General features: G+C 58.2%; 15 protein-coding genes. 4 read left to right on the top strand and 11 right to left on the bottom strand.

Going from position 1 to position 18,281, the window contains the following annotated elements:
• Positions 1-22: 22 nt before the first annotated feature.
• From A6U98_RS09120 to A6U98_RS09110, 3 genes are all read right to left on the bottom strand, one after another.
• Positions 23-958, bottom strand: a complete 936-nt coding sequence (locus A6U98_RS09120; protein WP_064649384.1) for a flagellin — start codon at positions 956-958, stop codon at positions 23-25.
• A 155-nt stretch (positions 959-1,113) separates the two neighbouring features.
• On the bottom strand, positions 1,114-3,024 hold the full coding sequence (locus A6U98_RS09115; RefSeq protein ID WP_064649382.1) for a propionyl-CoA synthetase: 1,911 nt from the start codon (positions 3,022-3,024) through the stop codon (positions 1,114-1,116).
• An 82-nt stretch (positions 3,025-3,106) separates the two neighbouring features.
• On the bottom strand, positions 3,107-3,766 hold the full coding sequence (locus A6U98_RS09110; protein WP_064649380.1) for a YggS family pyridoxal phosphate-dependent enzyme: 660 nt from the start codon (positions 3,764-3,766) through the stop codon (positions 3,107-3,109).
• A 200-nt stretch (positions 3,767-3,966) separates the two neighbouring features.
• Between A6U98_RS09110 and leuS the strand changes: the two genes are divergently transcribed.
• From leuS to holA, 3 genes are read left to right on the top strand one after another with little or no spacing between them, the layout of a single operon-like run.
• The gene (gene leuS / locus A6U98_RS09105; protein WP_064649378.1) at positions 3,967-6,597 is read left to right on the top strand and encodes a leucine--tRNA ligase; all 2,631 of its coding nucleotides are present in this window, start codon (positions 3,967-3,969) and stop codon (positions 6,595-6,597) included.
• A complete protein-coding gene (lptE, locus tag A6U98_RS09100) occupies positions 6,587-7,108 on the top strand; it encodes an LPS assembly lipoprotein LptE (RefSeq protein ID WP_064649376.1) in 522 nt (173 codons plus the stop codon). Before leuS ends, lptE begins: the two co-directional genes overlap by 11 nt.
• A 10-nt stretch (positions 7,109-7,118) precedes the next feature.
• Entirely contained in the window at positions 7,119-8,159 is a 1,041-nt protein-coding gene (gene holA / locus A6U98_RS09095) for a DNA polymerase III subunit delta (RefSeq protein WP_064649373.1), read from the top strand.
• A gap of 104 nt (positions 8,160-8,263) precedes the next feature.
• Here the strand turns inward: holA and A6U98_RS09090 are convergent, their stop codons facing one another.
• The 8 genes from A6U98_RS09090 to hemE form a co-directional block, all read right to left on the bottom strand.
• Positions 8,264-9,145 (bottom strand): ParB/RepB/Spo0J family partition protein, encoded by an 882-nt coding sequence (locus A6U98_RS09090; protein ID WP_064649371.1) that lies wholly within the window; start codon positions 9,143-9,145, stop codon positions 8,264-8,266.
• 31 nt (positions 9,146-9,176) lie between these two features.
• Complete coding sequence (locus A6U98_RS09085; RefSeq protein ID WP_011654065.1) at positions 9,177-9,971, bottom strand: ParA family protein; 795 nt, start codon at positions 9,969-9,971, stop codon at positions 9,177-9,179.
• A gap of 19 nt (positions 9,972-9,990) precedes the next feature.
• Positions 9,991-10,608, bottom strand: coding sequence for a 16S rRNA (guanine(527)-N(7))-methyltransferase RsmG (gene rsmG / locus A6U98_RS09080; protein ID WP_064649369.1), 618 nt, complete (start codon positions 10,606-10,608; stop codon positions 9,991-9,993).
• 25 nt (positions 10,609-10,633) lie between these two features.
• Positions 10,634-12,511 (bottom strand): tRNA uridine-5-carboxymethylaminomethyl(34) synthesis enzyme MnmG, encoded by a 1,878-nt coding sequence (gene mnmG / locus A6U98_RS09075; protein ID WP_064649367.1) that lies wholly within the window; start codon positions 12,509-12,511, stop codon positions 10,634-10,636.
• A gap of 72 nt (positions 12,512-12,583) precedes the next feature.
• On the bottom strand, positions 12,584-13,903 hold the full coding sequence (gene mnmE, locus A6U98_RS09070) for a tRNA uridine-5-carboxymethylaminomethyl(34) synthesis GTPase MnmE (protein ID WP_064649771.1): 1,320 nt from the start codon (positions 13,901-13,903) through the stop codon (positions 12,584-12,586).
• Positions 13,904-14,008: 105 nt separating this feature from the next.
• Positions 14,009-15,274: a transcription termination factor Rho gene (rho, locus tag A6U98_RS09065; protein ID WP_011654069.1), complete on the bottom strand. Its 1,266-nt coding sequence runs from the start codon at positions 15,272-15,274 to the stop codon at positions 14,009-14,011.
• A gap of 197 nt (positions 15,275-15,471) precedes the next feature.
• Positions 15,472-16,008, bottom strand: coding sequence for a protoporphyrinogen oxidase HemJ (gene hemJ / locus A6U98_RS09060; protein ID WP_064649365.1), 537 nt, complete (start codon positions 16,006-16,008; stop codon positions 15,472-15,474).
• 2 nt (positions 16,009-16,010) lie between these two features.
• Positions 16,011-17,042 carry a uroporphyrinogen decarboxylase gene (gene hemE, locus A6U98_RS09055; protein WP_064649363.1) on the bottom strand — a complete coding sequence of 344 codons (1,032 nt, stop codon included), beginning with the start codon at positions 17,040-17,042 and terminating at the stop codon, positions 16,011-16,013.
• Positions 17,043-17,443: 401 nt separating this feature from the next.
• On the opposite strand from hemE, the gene A6U98_RS09050 reads away from it, so the two are divergent.
• Complete coding sequence (locus A6U98_RS09050) at positions 17,444-18,265, top strand: pyruvate, water dikinase regulatory protein (protein ID WP_011649834.1); 822 nt, start codon at positions 17,444-17,446, stop codon at positions 18,263-18,265.
• Positions 18,266-18,281 lie beyond the last annotated feature (16 nt).

Raw genomic sequence — 18,281 nt, 5'->3', positions numbered from 1 at the left:
TGTTGCGGATTGCCTGTTTCGATTAGCTGCGGAACAGAGTGAGGATGTTCTGCGCCGAACTGTTGGCGATCGAGAGCGACTGGATGGCGAGCTGCTGCTGCGTCTGCAACGCCGAGAGCTTGCTCGATTCCTCTTCCATATCGGCATCGACAAGGCGGCCGACGCCGGAGTCGATCGAATCGTGCAGACCGCTGACGAATGTTTCCTGCAGCTGAATACGGGTCGAGATTGAGCCCAATGCCGAGCCGGCAGCGGTCATAGCGCCGAGAACCAGTTCGACACCGGTCAGGGCTGCGTCAAGCTGACCCTGGGTAAAACCGGTGATGTCGAGATCATAGATTGACGCCATGACGATGAAGGTGCCGCCGTAGGTTCCGTTGAAGGCCGTGCCGATGATGCCGCTTGATGTCTCGATCGCACCGGTGCTCGTCATGCCGAAAAGCACGTTTCCAAGCGAGCCCGAATCGAGCACATAGTCCGTCATCTTGACCGAAACGGCATTGCTGCCGTCGCGGACGAAAGACGAAACGACGCTCTTCGTGCCGGAAGCGCCGGCAACCCAGTTTTCGCCGGAGAAGGACGCCGATTGGGCAATGCTGAGCAGCTGCTCCTGAAACTGGTCGAGTTCCTGCTGGATCTTCGTCTTGTCGACGCCCTTTTCGGTGGCAGCGACGATCTTAGCCTTGATTTCGCTGACGACATCAAGGGCGCTATCCATGGCCGAATAGGCGGTATCGACCTTGGCCGCGCCGAGACCGAGCGCGTCGGAGACGGCCGATAGCGCCTTGTTGTCAGAACGCATGGTCGTGGCAATCGACCAATAAGCGGCATTGTCAGCCGCCTTTTCGACACGATAACCCGATGAAACGCGACCCTGGGTGTCCTTGAGGCTATCGTTTACGCCGCGCAAAGTCTGCAGCGCTGCCATAGCAGCGTTGTTGGTAAGGATGCTTGTCATGATCCGTTCCACAATCGTTGAGATAGGGGCAATCCGGACTAGGCCGGTAACGGCGACCGCGTCATGCAAAGCCTGCTATGCAAGCCATTGCCGTTAACAAATGCTTGCATCAACATGGTTAACAATTCCTCAATTAGGCTTAGCGAAAGTTTAATTCACATCGGCAAGGAGCCTAAACCGCGCCCACGCAGCGCCTCGGCAATTTCCTCTAAAATCGTTGGATCATCAATGGTTGCGGGCATTTTCCAGGGTATGCCGTCGGCGATCTTCTGCATCGTGCCGCGCAGGATTTTGCCGGAGCGTGTCTTCGGCAATCGGTTAACGGTGATGGCTGTCTTGAAGCCGGCAACAGGCCCGATCGAATCACGAATCATCGCCACGACCTCTGATTCGATCGCCGTCGCGTCACGGGAAACATGTCGTTTCAGCACCAGGAAACCGCAGGGCGCCTGCCCCTTCAGCGCATCGATCACGCCGATAACCGCGCATTCGGCGACATCGGGATGACGCGCGCAGACCTCCTCCATCGCCCCAGTCGAGAGCCGATGCCCGGCGCAATTGATGATGTCGTCGGTACGCGACATGATGAAGAGATAGCCATCGTCGTCGACATAGCCGGCGTCAGCCGTCTTGTAGTAACCGGGAAACTCATCGAGATAGGCCGATCGGAAACGGTCGTCGGCGTTCCACAAGGTGGGCAGACAGCCCGGCGGCAAGGGCAGCTTGACGACGATATTACCAAGCGTTCCTGCCTCGATCGGATGACCGGCATCGTCGAGCACCGCAATATCATAGCCGGGCATCGGCAGTGTCGGTGAACCGTGCTTGATGGGAAGGGCGCCGAGACCGAGCGGATTTGCCGCGATCGGCCAGCCGGTCTCCGTCTGCCACCAATGATCGATGACGGGTATGCCAAGCATACGCTCCGCCCATTTCAGCGTCTCCGGATCCGCTCTCTCGCCGGCCAGAAACAGTGCGCGCAAATCCGGCATGGGATATCGGCGCATCAGTTCACCGTCACCGTCCTCCCGCCGGATGGCGCGGAATGCCGTCGGCGCCGTGAAGAGCACCCGCACCTGATACTCCGAAACGATGCGCCAGAATGTGCCGGCATCCGGAGTGCCGACCGGCTTCCCCTCGAAGATCAGAGTGGTTACGCCTGATAGCAGCGGGGCATAGACGATATAGGAATGCCCGACGACCCAGCCGATATCCGAAGCCGTCCAAAAGACCTCGCCCGGCTTCAAGCCATAGATATTTCGCATCGACCAGTTGAGCGCGACCATATGGCCGCCATTGTCGCGCACGACACCCTTCGGTTGGCCCGTCGTGCCCGACGTATAGAGGATGTAGAGCGGATCGGTCGCCTTGACGGAGACACAGGCGATCTCATCGCCACGATGCTGCGCCACCGCCACCTCGAAATCCTGATCTCGACCGCTGACGAGATCTGCCCGAAGCTCCGGCCGCTGCAGCACCAGGCAGCGCTCCGGCTTCGAATGCGCGATCTCGATCGCCTGATCGACCAGTGGCTTGTAGGCGACGATGCGACCAGGCTCGAGCCCGCAGCTCGCAGTGATCACCAGTTTCGCGCCGCAATCGTCGATGCGGGCCGCAAGCTCGCTGGCGGCAAACCCGCCAAAAACGACGGAGTGAACGGCACCGATGCGGGCGCAGGCGAGCATGGAAAAGACCGCCTGCGGCACCATCGGCATATAGAGGATGACGCGATCGCCTTTGCCGATGCCACGCTCGACCAACGCTGCTGCAATGGCCATCACTTCCCGAAGCACCTCGTCATAGGTGAAATGGCGCTTCTCGCCGTTCATTGCGCTGTCGAAGATGACTGCTGTCTCGCCGCCGCGGCCGGCAGCCACGTGCCGGTCCAGGCAATTGTGGCAGGTGTTGGTTTCGGCGCCTGAGAACCAGCGGCCATAGACGCCGTCATTTGGCGAGAAAACCCGCTCCGCTGGCTTGAACCAGTCGATGTCACTGGCCGCTTCGCGCCAGAAGGCTTCGGGATCGCGTTTCCAGGCCGCATAGACCTGATGATAGCCGTTCCGCATCTGCTCCTCCCCAGGACATGCAAACCTCGATATCAATCTAGGCGGCATTAAGAGGAACAGGAAGCCCGACCAAAGCAGCGTTTCAGCGCGTACCGAAAATCGCTGATCCCACACGCACGCTGGTGGCGCCGAAAGCGATCGCCGTCCCGTAGTCGCCCGACATGCCCATGGAAAGTTTTCCGACGCCGCATTTGAGCGCGAGCTTTGCCAGCAGGGCGAAATGCGGTCCGGGATTTTCCTCGGCCGGCGGAATGCACATCAAACCTTCGATCGAAAGGCCGAGTTCGTCGCGGCAGAGAGCGACGAAGGCTGGCGTGTCGTCAGGAGCGATGCCGGCCTTCTGCGGTTCGAGCCCGGTATTGACCTGGACGTAGAGCCGCGTCGTCTTGCCCTGCCGCTTCATCTCATCGGCAAGCGCGCGGGCGATCTTTTCCCGGTCTACCGTCTCGATGACGTCGAAAAGTGCGACGGCATCCGCCGCCTTGTTTGATTGCAGCGGTCCGATCAGATGCAGCTTGATGTCCTGATGCTCAGCCTTCAGCGCCGGCCACTTGCCCTGGCTTTCCTGCACGCGGTTTTCCCCGAAGACACGCTGCCCGGCTTCGATGGCCGGGCGGATCGCCTCCGCCTCGAAGGTCTTCGACACCGCGACGAGCTGAACGGAACCCGCCGGACGACCTGCCTCGCGTTCCCCGGCCGCAATCCGCGACCGCACATCGTTCAAGCGCTCTTGAAGTTCCATCGTTCTGCCTCGACATACCAGCATGAAAGGATTGGCAATGAACTAACTAGCCAACCTGTGCTTGCCAAGACCCGCCTTCGTGAAATCGCCTGGTCATGATCAAGATCGGACGCTCGCAGCGCCTGCAAAACTTGACGCTACGGTGGTTTCATGGTGAAGGTCTCGACCAACTCCCCTGATTTTCCGGAAATACGAATACGATGGCCACCGAACGTTATAATCCGCGCGATGCCGAGCCCCGCTGGCAGCAGAAATGGAATGAAGACAAGGTCTTCGAGACCGACAATGCCGATCCGCGCGAAAAATATTACGTCCTCGAAATGTTCCCCTATCCCTCGGGGCGCATCCATATGGGTCATGTCCGCAATTACGCCATGGGCGATGTCGTCGCCCGCTACAAGCGCGCCCGCGGCTACAACGTGCTGCATCCGATGGGCTGGGACGCCTTCGGCATGCCGGCGGAGAATGCGGCCATGGAGCGCGGCGTGCATCCCGCTTCCTGGACCTACCAGAATATCGGCTCGATGAAGGCGCAGCTGAAGGCCATGGGTCTTTCGCTGGACTGGAGCCGCGAGTTCGCCACCTGCGACGTCGAATATTACCAGCACCAGCAGCATCTCTTCCTGGACTTCCTGGAGAAGGGCCTGGTCTATCGCAAGCAGTCGAAGGTCAACTGGGATCCTGTCGACAACACCGTGCTCGCCAACGAACAGGTAATCGATGGCCGCGGCTGGCGTTCCGGTGCGTTGGTCGAACAGCGCGAACTGACGCAATGGTTCTTCAAGATCACCGACTTCAGCCAGGATCTGCTGGACGCGCTGGATACGCTCGACCAGTGGCCGGAAAAAGTGCGTCTGATGCAGAAGAACTGGATCGGCCGTTCGGAAGGCCTGACGATCCGCTGGGAGATCGTGCCGGAAACGGCACCTGCCGGCGAGAGCGAAGTGACGGTCTATACCACCCGCCCGGACACGCTCTTCGGCGCTTCCTTCCTGGCAATCGCCGCCGATCATCCGCTGGCGAAGGACGCCGCCGCGAAGAACCCTGATATCGAAGCCTTCTGCGACGAGTGCCGCCGCGCCGGCACCTCGCTTGCAGCACTCGAGACCGCCGAAAAGAAGGGCATGGATACCGGTATCCGCGTCCGGCACCCGCTCGATCCTTCCTGGGAGCTGCCGGTCTACATCGCCAATTTCGTCTTGATGGATTATGGCACCGGCGCGATCTTCGGCTGCCCCTCGGGCGACCAGCGCGACCTTGATTTTGCACGCAAATATGACCTGCCGGTGGTGGCGGTCGTCATGCCGAGGGATGGAGATGCCGCAAACTTTTCCGTCGGCGACACCGCCTATGATGGTGAAGGCGTGATGATCAATTCACGCTTTCTCAACGGCAAGACGACTGAGGAAGCCTTCAATATCGTCGCCGACCGGCTGTCGGCCGCTTCGCTCGGCAATGCGCCGCAGGGCGAACGCAAGGTCAATTTCCGTCTGCGCGACTGGGGCATTTCCCGCCAGCGTTATTGGGGCTGCCCGATCCCGGTCATCCATTGCGATGATTGCGGTGTCGTGCCGGTGCCGAAGGCGGACCTGCCGGTCAAGCTGCCCGACGATGTCACCTTCGACCAGCCGGGCAATCCGCTCGACCGTCATCCGACCTGGCGCCATGTCTCCTGCCCGAACTGCGGCAAGGATGCCCGCCGCGAGACGGATACGATGGACACTTTCGTCGATTCGAGCTGGTATTTCACCCGCTTCACCGCGCCCTGGGAAGAAAAGCCGACCGATCCGGAGGCGGCAAACCGCTGGCTGCCGGTCGACCAGTATATTGGCGGCATCGAGCACGCGATCCTGCACCTGCTTTATTCCCGCTTCTTCACCCGCGCCATGCGCGAGACCGGTCACGTCGCCGCCACCGAACCCTTCAAGGGTCTCTTCACCCAGGGCATGGTGGTCCACGAAACCTATAGTCGCGGCGCCGGCGCCAGCCGCGAATGGGTGGCACCCGCCGATATCCGCATCGACGAACTCGACGGCAAACGCCGGGCTTTCCTGCTGACGTCGGGCGAGGAAGTCGCGATCGGCTCGATCGAAAAAATGTCGAAATCGAAAAAGAACGTCGTCGATCCGGATGATATCATCGCCTCCTACGGCGCCGATACCGCTCGTTTCTTCGTTCTGTCCGACTCCCCGCCAGAGCGTGACGTCATCTGGTCCGAGGCGGGCGTCGAAGGCGCCCATCGTTTCACCCAGCGTCTGTGGCGCCTGATTTCCGAAGCAGCGGACGCGCTCTCCGCCGTCGCACCTGCGCCGGCAACCGACGGGGAAGCCTTGTCGATCTCGCAGGCCGCCCACAAGACGCTGAAGGCTGTCGAGAACGACTATGACAAGCTCTGGTTCAACAAAGCCGTTGCTCGAATTTATGAACTCGTCAACGCGCTGGCCGCACCGATGACGAGGGTTGCGGCAGGCGAGGGCGATGCCACCTATCGCGCGGCGGTGCGCGATGCCGCCGAGATCCTGATTCAGCTCGTCTCTCCGATGACGCCGCATCTGGCTGAGGAATGCTGGGTCGCGCTCGGCAATGAAGGCCTGCTTGCCCGGACAAGCTGGCCGCGGTACGACGAAACACTCGTCATCGAAAACGATGTCGTCCTGCCGGTACAGATCAACGGCAAGAAACGCGCTGAATTGACAATTTCTCGCGATGCAGATCAGAATGCCGTCACCGACGCCGTGCTGGATCTGGATGCGGTGAAGAACGCGCTGAACGGACAGGCACCGAAGAAGATCATCGTGGTTCCCCAAAGGATTGTAAACATTGTCGTCTGATATCGCTTGCAAGCTGGCCCGCAATGCCGGCATCGCCATGATCCTTGCCTCTGCGGCTTTTCTCTCTGCCTGCCAGGTCCGGCCGCTTTATTCCGAGAGTTCCGGTGTCGTCGAAAAGCTCTCCTCAGTCGGCTTTTCCCCAGCAAGCAGCCGCGTCGAGCAGCAGGTGCGCAATCGCCTGATCTTCCTTGCGTCGCGCGGTGCCGGCGAAGCGGTAAACCCGCAATATCAGGTTGAGATTCGCGCTACCACGTCCGTTGCCGATACGCTCCTGACGGATTCCACGGATACATCGCGCGCCGGCCGTGTGACCGTCAGCGTCACTTACACGCTGCGTTCGGCGACCGACAATCACGTCATCAAGGCCGGCAGCCGCGCCACCACGGCGCTGGTGGATTTTTCCGAGCAGGAATTCGCCAAGCAGCGGGCGATCCGTGACGCCGAAAACCGCGCGGCGGATCAGGTGGCGGAATTCGTGGGAGCCGATATCGCCGCTGCCCTCAGCCGCTGAGGGCGGAGATGTGGCAGAGATAAAATCCCACGAATTCGAAACATTCCTGCAGAAATCGGCACGGAACTATCGGATTTTCGTCATCTACGGGCCGGATCGCGGCCTTGTTTCCGAACGGGCAAGCCAGCTCGCCGGCAAGAGCGGTGTTGCTCTCGATGATCCCTTCTCGCTGACGAAACTCGATATCGGCGACCTGCAGAAAGACCCCGGTCGGTTGGTCGACGAGGTCCAGTCGATCGGTTTGTTCGGCGGCGAGAAACTGATCTGGATCCGCGGTGCCGCCAACGAGAAATACCTCGTCGATTCCCTGGCGCTACTGGCCGAAAAACCACTCGAAGCCGCCTATCTGATCGTCGAGGCCGGTGACCTCAAGAAGGGTTCCCTGCTGCGCAAGACCGCAGAAGCCGCACGATCTGTCATGACGATCCCCTCCTACGCCGATGACAGCCGCGCCTTGAATGCATTGATTGATATGGAGCTCGGTGCAGAAAAGCTCGGCATTACGCCGGCCGCGCGCCAGGCACTGATCGCGTTGATCGGCGGCGACAGGATCGCTTCCCGAAACGAGGTGCGCAAGCTCGCTCTATACTGCCGCGGCTTCAATACGGTCGAAGAACATCACGTTACCGAAATAATCGGCGACGCCAGCGCCATTTCGGTTGACGACGCGGTCGACGCCATCCTCGGCGGTGATCTCAACGCATTTCTGCACGCCATGCAAAAAATCAGCAGCTCGAAAACAGCGATCTTTCTCGTTCTGCAGGCATGTCTGAAGCAATTCCAGCTTCTGGATTCGATGCGTGCCGAATTGGATGAAAAGCGGCTACAGACACCTCAGATCATGCAGACGATGGGGCGGCATCTGCATTTCCGGCGCAAACCGATCATCGAACAAGCGCTGCGCCAGTGGACCGCGGAAAGCATCGCCCGTGAATCCAATCGGCTACAGGCCGCTATTCTGCAAAGCAGACGGCGGCAGGTGCTGGAAGACAGCGTTGCGATGCAAACGCTTCTTTCCACCACCCTTCAATCCGGTCGGAAATCCGCCTGAGTAGCATCAGGCAGAGAATCGGAATCGATTTTCGGCCTGCACGATGCGAGGATTGAAAGAGTGGTGAGTGCGTCCTTTGCGCATCCGAAAGGACGCACAGCCTTTTAGCGCCTCTCGAGCAAACGGCAGATTTCCTCCAGCTGCTCCAGTGACTTATAGGAAATTTTGATCTGGCCACCGCTCGCCTTGTGATTGATCGCAACCTCAAGACCGAGTGCATCGGAAAGTGTCCTCTCCAGCGCCAGCGTGTCGGAATCCTTCTGATCCCGTCGTAAGGCCGCCTGCTGTGGTTCCGACTGAGCCTTTATATTGTTCTGTGCCAGCTTTTCCGCGTCACGCACCGACATGCCCTTGGCAACGATCGTACGGGCAAGACTTGCCGGGTCAGATGTCGAAACCAGCGCACGCGCGTGCCCAGCCGATAGGCTGCCGGCGGCAAGCAGATCGCGAACCGGATCAGGCAATTTCAACAGGCGCAACGAGTTGGCAACATGGCTGCGGCTTTTACCGATGATTTCGCCGAGGTCGTTCTGGGTGTAACCGTATTCCGCGATAAGCTGCTCGTAGCCCAAGGCCTCTTCGAGGGCATTTAGATCCGCGCGCTGCACGTTTTCGACAATAGCAATTTCTAGCGCCGTCTTATCATCCACATCACGGATAATGACGGCAATTTCGATCAGCCCGGCAAGCTGAGCTGCGCGCCAGCGTCGTTCGCCGGCGATGATCTCATATCGATCCCGCGACATCGTCCGCACAACAATCGGCTGAACGATCCCGTGTTGACGAATGGAGCTTGCGAGATCGTGCAGCTCGGACTCATCGAAGGACCGACGGGGATTGCGGGGATTACGGCTGACGAACTCGATCGGGATCATTCTGTCGGCGCTGATAGTCCGCTCGGCTTCCACCGGGACAGGCTGATCCATTTCACCAATTAGCGCCGCGAGGCCGCGGCCCAATCGCCTTTTTGATACATCGTCATTCATGATCTACACTCACCTACACCCTAAAATGATATCACGCGGCCAGTCTTTGGCGTTCGCGCTGGATGACCTCGGAGGCCAGCTGCAGATAGGCCTGACTGCCCGCGCACTTCAAGTCATAGAGAATAGCCGGCTTACCGTAGGACGGAGCCTCGGAAACCCGGACGTTGCGCGGAATTAACGTGTGGTAAACCTTGTCTCCGAGATGCGTGCGCACGTCATTGACAACCTGCTGGGCAAGATTGTTGCGTGCATCGAACATCGTCAAGACGATACCCTGAATATCCAGACGCGGGTTAACTGTCCGCCGAACCTGGCTGACGGTCTCAAGCAGCTGGCTCAAGCCCTCCAGCGCAAAGAATTCACATTGCAGCGGCACCAAGACCGAATGCGCTGCCGCCATGGCATTCATCGTCAGCAGATTGAACGACGGCGGGCAATCCAGAAGAATATAAGAAAACGCCATGGCTTCGGGCGAAGACAGCGCTTTCCGCAACTTGAACACCCGATCGCTCTGCTGCGAGATTTCCATCTCGATGCCAAGAAGATCCATCGTCGAAGGGACGATAAACAGATTAGGAACCGCTGTTTCGAGCGTCACTTCGGGGATCCCACGATCACCGACCATCAGATCGTAAGAGGACAGCTTGCGATCACGACGATCGATGCCGAGGCCTGTGCTGGCATTGCCCTGCGGGTCGAGATCGACGATCAGGACGCGCTCGCCGATAGCAGCAAGCGCCGTTGCCAGATTGATTGCTGTGGTCGTCTTGCCAACGCCACCCTTCTGATTTGCGATGGTGATAATCCGATGTCGTTCGCCAGCCATTGCCGCAATATCCGATCTGTTAAGCCAAGCGCCGGAGATTTGATATTTCCAGAATAACAGATTCCTGCTCGACGGCGCTCTTATGTTCTAACAGATCGAATTCCCACCGACCACGTGCTTTGTCAATTTCCCTTAGGTAATCCCGGCCTTTATGAAAAAAGCCACGACAATTTTGCTTGCCAAGCATCCAAGGAGATGAATATCCGATGAGCCCATCAAGATCCGTAAGGGCACGCGCTGAAATCGCACCACATTCGCCAACCTCCGTATAAGCATCTTCGATTCGAATGCTATGGACGCTGCCGCGCGCATTTGTCTCCCGCACCGCTGTCCGCAGAAACGCTGCCTTTTTGTGGTTGCTTTCGACCAGATGGACCCATCCATCCTGCAACTCGGCCAGAAATATCGCCGTAATAACGCCAGGAAAGCCGCCCCCACTGCCAAGATCAATCCAGGTAATCGGTTGCGGATGAATCTGAAAGACCTGGCTGCTGTCAGCGATATGTCGGTGCCATAGATCATCGAGGGTCGACGGCGCCACCAGATTAATTGCTTTTGCCCACTTCTGAAACAGCGCTGCAAAGTGTTGCAAGCGTTCCTGTGTTTCACGTGAAACACGCAACCCGTTTAATTCCATTCTAAAAGACTCTCAAATCTTGTAATCAGGCGCTATGGCGGTTGGCAGTGGGCAGGCGACGCAAGTGCACAAGCAGCAATGCGATTGCCGCGGGGGTCATTCCTTCAACGATTGCGGCCTGGGCAATATTGAAAGGGCGAGCTGCGCCGAGCTTGACCTTTAGCTCGTTCGAGAGACCAGCCAGTGCGTCATAATTGAAACCAAGCGGTATCTGCCGCTCCTCGTCGCGTTGCTGATCGGCAATCGCTGAGGCTTGACGATCGAGATAAACCGAATACCCTGCCTCAATTTCCAGCGCTTCCGAGACTTTTGGTCCAATCATGCCGAGCGTCTCCGGCCAAACATGGCTAAGCGCGGCGAAATCATAATCCGGATAGGACAGTAAATCATACGCGGTTCGGCGCTGACCATCGAGATTAATATTCAAGCCAGCGCGGCGCGCCTCATTCGGTGTAACCGCAAGCGACTGCAGGAGCGCCCGACTGGTTTCGATCTCTGCCTGATAGGCTGTGAATCGCTGCACTCGCGCGTCACTGACGCACCCGAGCCGCATAGCCAGCGGCGTCAAGCGCATATCGGCGTTGTCAGCCCTCAAAGTCAGCCGATATTCCGCACGCGATGTAAACATTCGATACGGCTCCGTAACGCCGCGTGACGTAAGATCGTCGATCATCACACCAATGTAAGAATTCGTCCGACTGAAATGGAACGGATCCGAATCGCTACTTTGCAATGCAGCATTCAGCCCAGCGGCCAACCCTTGCGCGGCCGCCTCTTCATAGCCGGTGGTGCCATTGATCTGGCCTGCGAGAAACAGACCTTTCAGCCGTTTAACCTCCAGCGATGGAGTCAGCTCTCTCGGGTCGACATGATCATATTCGATTGCATAGCCCGGCTGCAGTATTCTTGCCGCTTCGAGGCCGGGGATCGTTTTGATGAACTCCGCCTGTACCTCCGCCGGCAACGAGGTAGAAATTCCGTTTGGATAAACCGTGTCATCGTCAAGCCCCTCGGGTTCGAGAAAGACCTGATGCCCATCCCGCTCGCCGAATTTCACCAGCTTGTCTTCGATAGACGGGCAATAACGAGGCCCGACGCCTTCGATCTGCCCGGAATACATTGCCGAGCGCATGATGTTGTCGACAATAATGCGGTGGGTCGCTTCGGTCGTCCTGGTGACCCCGCATTCGATTTGTGGCGTGGTAATCGTGTCTGTCATAAACGAGAAGGGGACAAGCTCCTCGTCAGCCCCCTGTCGACCGATGGATTGCCAGTCGATTGTCTTTCCGTCGAGCCGGGCGGGTGTGCCGGTCTTCAAACGTCCTAGCCGCAGTCCCAGGCGGGCGAGGGTCGCAGACAATCCGATCGACGGCGCTTCACCGACACGCCCGGCGGGTGTCTTTTCCGACCCGATATGAATAAGACCGCGCAGAAAGGTTCCAGTGGTCAAAACCACTGCCGGCGCTTTTAGGGTCCGACCGTCCTTCATAATCACGCCAGCAACGCAACCATCGACAACGTCCAGGTCAAACGCGTCGCCTTGGATGATATCCAGATCCGGCGTTGCCTCGATCGCCGCCAGCATTGCCAGGCGATAAAGCTTTCGATCGGCCTGCGTCCGCGGTCCTCGGACAGCCGCCCCTTTCTTCTTGTTGAGCATCCTGAATTGAATGCCTGCAACATCGGCGACGCGACCCATCAGGCCATCCATCGCATCGATCTCCCGCACAAGATGGCCCTTGCCTAGCCCGCCAATCGCCGGATTACAGGACATGACCCCGATCGTGTCCCGCCTATGTGTAATAAGAGCGGTTTTTGCCCCGAGGCGCGCAGCTGCGCTGGCAGCCTCCGACCCGGCATGGCCGCCACCGATCACAATCACATCGAAGACATTATCCGTCATTCAACACTCCCTCTCCGGCAGGCGTTTCACGTGAAACCGTGCAGGCTTTGGTTCCAAAAGGTTTCACGTGAATCATTTGCCAATACAAAACTCCGAGAAGATCACCCCGAGCAGCTGGTCGACATCCACTCTTCCGGTAATTCTGCCCAAATACTCAGCGGCAATTCGCAGCTGCTCGGTCCGCAGTTCGAGACTCACATCCGACTGCAATATTGCGGCATCAAGCGCCGCTAAACATTTCGCTAGCGAATCCTTATGCCGCTGCCGGCTGGGAATTGCCATAGACAGACCGGCAAAACGTCTCTCGACTGTGTCGCCGATCAACCGCCGTAATTCCGGCAGACCGTCACCCGTCGCGGTCGAAATCTGCAGATCATAACGACCTGATGCTACTTCGGTCAGATCCTTCTTTGTCCCGACAGTAACATGCGGGGAGGACTGCTCCAAGTCGTCGGGAAGCAGAGGTTTCGTCATGTCGACCAGCAACAGGACAAGATCGGCATCACGTAGTGCAACGCGTGCCCGCCGCACACCTTCCATTTCGACTTTGTCATCCGCCTCGCGAAGACCCGCAGTGTCGTAGAGCTTGATGAGGTAACCATCGATGTCGAGATCAACCTGCAGGACATCACGGGTGGTCCCGGCAATCTCCGTCACGATGGCGACGTCTCGGCGCGCCAGAGCATTCAACAGGCTCGATTTTCCCGCATTCGGAGAACCGGCGATGACCACCTTGAAGCCGTCTCGGATAATCTCGCCGGCCGAAGCTGCCGCCAGGTGATCCTCGATATCGCCGCGGAGCTTCGCCATATCGGCCCAGACCGCATCCGATACCGATCCTGGAACGTCATCCTCGTCGGGGAAATCAAGCTCCGCCTCGATCAGCGCTCGGGCGCGCGTTAATCGTTCCGCCCACGAATCGTAAATTGCTGAAAGTCCGCCTGCGCTATGTTCGACCGCAAGGCGTCTCTGCATTTCGGTCTCGGCGCCAATGAGATCGGCCAGCCCTTCCACCTCGACGAGATCAAGTTTGCCGTTCTCGAAAGCCCGACGGGAGAACTCACCCTCGACTGCCATCCGAACACCCGGAAAATCGCCAAGCGCGTGAAACAGCGCAGCCAGCACGGCTCTGCTGCCGTGGATCTGCAACTCAGCAACATCCTCGCCGGTAAACGAATTCGGAGCAGGAAAAAACAACACAAGGCCGCTATCGATCGGCTGATTGTTACGAGTCCGAATCGTTCGGTGAGATGCATGCCGGGCTGCCGGAACTGATCCGATGAGCTTCACCAATATGTCTCTGGTCAACGGGCCGCTGATTCGAACGACTGAAACACCCGAGGGCAGGGCACCGCTCGATAGCGCATATATGGTATCATTCAACATGGCCATATCGCCTGGTTGATCGGTTGGGGTCGAATCGATTCCTTCAAATAGAAAAGCTGGCGACATCATGACGATGTCCCCAGCTCTCAATAGAACGAATCCGGCTAAGGATTACGTGTTCATTGAATCGAAGAAGTCGGAATTGTTCTTCGTTTGCTTCAGTTTGTCGATAAGGAATTCGATCGCATCGGTCGTGCCCATCGGAGCAAGGATACGGCGGAGCACGAAGATCTTCTGCAGATCCTGGCGTGGAACGAGAAGATCTTCCTTGCGCGTGCCCGACTTCAGGATATCCATCGCCGGGAAGATACGCTTGTCAGCGACCTTACGGTCGAGGACGATTTCCGAGTTGCCGGTACCCTTGAATTCTTCGAAGATGACTTCGTCCATGCGGCTGCCGGTATCGATCAACGCCGTCGCGATGATCGTCAGAGAGCCGCCTTCCTCAATGTTACGCGCCGCGCCGAAGAACCGCTTCGGCCGCTGCAGAGCGTTGGCGTCCACACCGCCCGTCAAGACCTTGCCTGACGAGGGAACGACCGTGTTATAGGCACGGCCCAGGCGCGTGATCGAATCGAGCAGGATGACAACGTCGCGGCCGTGTTCGACAAGGCGCTTGGCCTTCTCGATGACCATCTCGGCGACCTGCACGTGACGCACGGCCGGTTCGTCGAAGGTCGAGGAGATAACCTCGCCGCGAACCGAGCGCTGCATGTCCGTCACTTCTTCGGGACGTTCATCGATCAGCAGGACGATCAGATAGCACTCCGGATGGTTGGCGGTGATCGAATGCGCGATGTTCTGCAGCAACACGGTTTTACCGGTACGCGGCGGTGCGACGATCAATCCACGCTGGCCCTTGCCGAGCGGTGCCACCAGATCGATCACACGCGGCGACAGATCCTTGGTGGTGGGAATATCCAGTTCCATCTTGAAGCGCTCGTTCGGATAGAGCGGCGTCAGATTGTCGAAATGAACCTTGTGCCGGATCTTTTCCGGATCGTCGAAGTTGATGGTGTTGACCTTGAGCAGCGCGAAATAGCGCTCGCCTTCCTTCGGCCCACGGATGGGGCCTTCGACCGTATCGCCGGTTTTCAGCGAGAAACGGCGGATCTGCGATGGGGAGATGTAAATATCGTCCGGGCCCGGCAGGTAGTTTGCATTGGCCGAACGCAGGAAGCCGAAACCGTCCTGCAGCACTTCGACGACGCCTTCGCCGATGATTTCGACATCCTGGCTGGCAAGCATCTTGAGGATCGCAAACATCAGCTCCTGCTTGCGCATCGTGCTTGCATTCTCGACCTCGAGCGATTCGGCAAATGCCAGCAGATCCGTCGGGGATTTACTCTTAAGTTCCTGAAGCTTCATTTCAGCCATGAAGTGACCAATACTCTTTTCAATTTCAAAGGGGAAAGGCGATGTTGGGTCGTATTCGGTACCGCGAAAGGGCTCGCAGACGACTGAACTCTACACACATGCCACGTAGATGAGATGCGCGGAAAATAGCGACTCGCAATCGCTGCCGCAAGAGGGCTGCTTAAAATGAAGCAAATTTAACCTGAGGACGATTTTCCTCAGAACGGCTTCAACACGACGAGGATGACGATCACGATCATCAGCACCGTCGGCGCCTCGTTCATGAACCGCCAATAGCGCGCCGAGCGGCGGTTTTCATCCCGCTCGAAGGCCCTGACGGCGCGGCTGAAGAACATATGAACACCGGTCAGCAGCAAGACGAGACCGATCTTGGCATGCAGCCACCCACCCTGGAATCCGTAAACCGACCAGGCGAGATAGAGGCCGAAAATCCACGTCAGCATCATTGCCGGCGTCATGATGATTCGAAGCAGCCGGCGCTCCATCACCTTGAAGGTTTCCGATTGCACCGAGCCGGGCTCCGCATCGGTGTGATAGATGAACAGCCGCGGCATGTAAAACAGCCCGGCCATCCAGGAAATGACCGCGATGATGTGCAGCGCCTTGATCCAGAGGTAGAGATTATCGGGATTCCAGGCAAATAGCGCGACCGCCATCAGCGCGAAGAAGGCCAGCGCAAAATGAGCCCGGCGCCGGGCGTAAGCGCCAGATCTTCGATCGGTCTGTTTTTCCATCGTCACGCCACGCCTCGCACACGATCGACCAGCAGACGCACATGCTCGGGGTCGGCCTGCGGCGTAATGCCATGACCGAGATTGAAGATCAGCGGACCATTGCCGAGCTGCTGCAGAATATCGTCGATGCCTTCCTCCAGCGCCCGGCCGCCGGCAACGACACGCATCGGATCGAGGTTGCCCTGAACCGGTCCGTCTTTCTGAAGTTCGGCTGCAAAGGCCAGCGGGACCGACCAGTCGAGACCGATTGCATCTGCGCCCGTCTTCTGCCGATAGGTCTTGAGCTGATACCCGGCCCCCTTGGCAAAAGCGATGATGCGAGCATGTGGCCGTTGCGACTTGACCGAAGCGATCATCCGCGCAACCGGCCTGATCGCGAACGCCTCAAACTCCTTCTCGCCGAGAACACCTGCCCAGGAATCGAAGATCTGCACGGCATCCGCGCCGGCATCGATCTGTGCGACGAGATAATCGGCCGATACGTCGGCAAGCAGCATCAGCAGATGCTCGAAAGCCCGGGGATGCCTGTAGGCGAAGAGACGGGCAGGGGCCTGATCCGGCGTGCCGTGCCCGGCGATCATGTAGGTCGCTACCGTCCATGGCGCGCCGCAGAAACCGAGCAGCGTCGTCTCCGCTGGCAACTCTTCACGCAGCCGCCGCACCGTCTCCAGAACCGGCCTGAGATAATCGACAACCTCTTCACCGTTCAAACTGCCGATCCCGGCTTCATCGATCGGATCCATCTCCGGTCCATGGCCCTCGGTGAACCGGACGTTCCGCTTCATTGCGTCTGGAATGACCAGGATATCGGAAAACAGAATCGCCGCATCGAAGCCAAAGCGGCGGATCGGCTGCAATGTCACTTCGACGGCGTGGTCAGGCGTATAGCAGAGATCGAGAAAACTCCCTGCCTTTGCCCGTGTCTCCCGATATTCCGGAAGATAACGTCCTGCCTGTCTCATCAGCCAGAGAGGAGGAGGGGAGAGGCTCTCGCCACTCAAAACCCTCATGATCTTTCGGCGCGTATCGCTCAAACGCTTCTTCCCTATAAAATAACAAAGATATTTTAAAAGGTTTCTATTTCTTAGAGTCGGTGACTATCAAGGATTAAAATCCATCCACCGCCGATGCCATTTGTCGCGCACCTGCAAAACAACATCGGAAGGATTTGTCCATCTCGTCCAAATTTCGGGGAGAAGCCGAATCCGAAAATGATTCCAAATCCTTCCGGATCGGCAATTTTTCTCATTGCTGTGGATAGGCTGTGGACGAACTTTCAAGAAGTAGATCTCTTCCCCATCGTCCACAGGGCCGATCGAAACCGATCCGCAGAATCCGAAATGTGGATAAAGAGGCATGTTTTCCCTTGCCGGAGACTGCCTCCCCGCCGTAGCTCTCTTTCATCCAGTCTTTTCAACAGGCAGCGGAAAATAGCGTGGAGAACAGAACGAACTTCTTTCATCTGCATCTGATTTCTGACTCAACGGGAGAGACTCTGATCTCCGCCGGCCGCGCCGCCTCGGCGCAATTCAGATCGGCGCAGCCGATCGAGCATGTCTATCCGCTGATCCGCAATCGCAAGCAGCTGCTGCCGGTTCTGCAGGCGATCGATGACGCCCCCGGGATCGTGCTCTACACCATTGTCGACCGCGAGCTCGCGAGCCTGATCGATGAACGCTGCATCGAGATGGGCGTCGCCTCGGTGAATGTGCTGGAGCCGGTGATGAATGCTTTCCAGATCTATCTCGGCGCTCCATCTCGCCGTCGTGTCGGAGCCCAGCATGTGATGAATGCCGGCTACTTCGCGCGCATCGAAGCGCTGAATTTCACCATGGATCACGATGACGGCCAGATGCCCGACGACTACAACGACGCGGATGTCGTGATCATCGGCATCAGCCGCACGTCGAAAACACCGACCAGCATCTATCTTGCCAACCGAGGCATCAAGACGGCGAACATTCCGATCGTCTATGGCGTGCCATTGCCCGAAAGCCTCTTCGTCGCGAGCAAACCGCTGATCGTCTGCCTAATCGCCACCACCGACCGTATTTCCCAGGTGCGGGAAAATCGGGTGCTCGGCGTGACCCAGGGTTTCGATCGCGAACACTACACCGATCGTGCCGCGATTTCGGAGGAGCTGAAATATGCCCGCTCTCTTTGCGCCCGTCATAACTGGCCTTTGATCGACGTCACCCGCCGCTCAATCGAGGAAACAGCCGCGGCAATCGTTGCTCTGCGGCCGAAGCTGCGCTAAGCGCTGACGAAAAGCC

The sequence above is a fragment of the Rhizobium sp. WYCCWR10014 genome, assembly GCF_001657485.1.
GTDB lineage: Bacteria > Pseudomonadota > Alphaproteobacteria > Rhizobiales > Rhizobiaceae > Rhizobium.
This window is presented reverse-complemented; position numbering and strand designations above follow the sequence as displayed.

What these genes read in the sequence shown, in the direction of transcription:
- leuS (WP_064649378.1), top strand. Translation starts at nt 3,967, where the DNA reads ATGGCCACCGAACGTTATAATCCGCGCGATGCCGAGCCCCGCTGGCAG.
- A6U98_RS09120 (WP_064649384.1), bottom strand. Translation starts at nt 958, where the DNA reads ATGACAAGCATCCTTACCAACAACGCTGCTATGGCAGCGCTGCAGACT.
- mnmE (WP_064649771.1), bottom strand. Translation starts at nt 13,903, where the DNA reads ATGGCCATGTTGAATGATACCATATATGCGCTATCGAGCGGTGCCCTG.
- mnmG (WP_064649367.1), bottom strand. Translation starts at nt 12,511, where the DNA reads ATGACGGATAATGTCTTCGATGTGATTGTGATCGGTGGCGGCCATGCC.
- hemJ (WP_064649365.1), bottom strand. Translation starts at nt 16,008, where the DNA reads ATGGAAAAACAGACCGATCGAAGATCTGGCGCTTACGCCCGGCGCCGG.
- A6U98_RS09090 (WP_064649371.1), bottom strand. Translation starts at nt 9,145, where the DNA reads ATGAATGACGATGTATCAAAAAGGCGATTGGGCCGCGGCCTCGCGGCG.
- A6U98_RS09085 (WP_011654065.1), bottom strand. Translation starts at nt 9,971, where the DNA reads ATGGCTGGCGAACGACATCGGATTATCACCATCGCAAATCAGAAGGGT.
- rho (WP_011654069.1), bottom strand. Translation starts at nt 15,274, where the DNA reads ATGGCTGAAATGAAGCTTCAGGAACTTAAGAGTAAATCCCCGACGGAT.
- A6U98_RS09115 (WP_064649382.1), bottom strand. Translation starts at nt 3,024, where the DNA reads ATGCGGAACGGCTATCATCAGGTCTATGCGGCCTGGAAACGCGATCCC.
- rsmG (WP_064649369.1), bottom strand. Translation starts at nt 10,608, where the DNA reads ATGGAATTAAACGGGTTGCGTGTTTCACGTGAAACACAGGAACGCTTG.
- A6U98_RS09110 (WP_064649380.1), bottom strand. Translation starts at nt 3,766, where the DNA reads ATGGAACTTCAAGAGCGCTTGAACGATGTGCGGTCGCGGATTGCGGCC.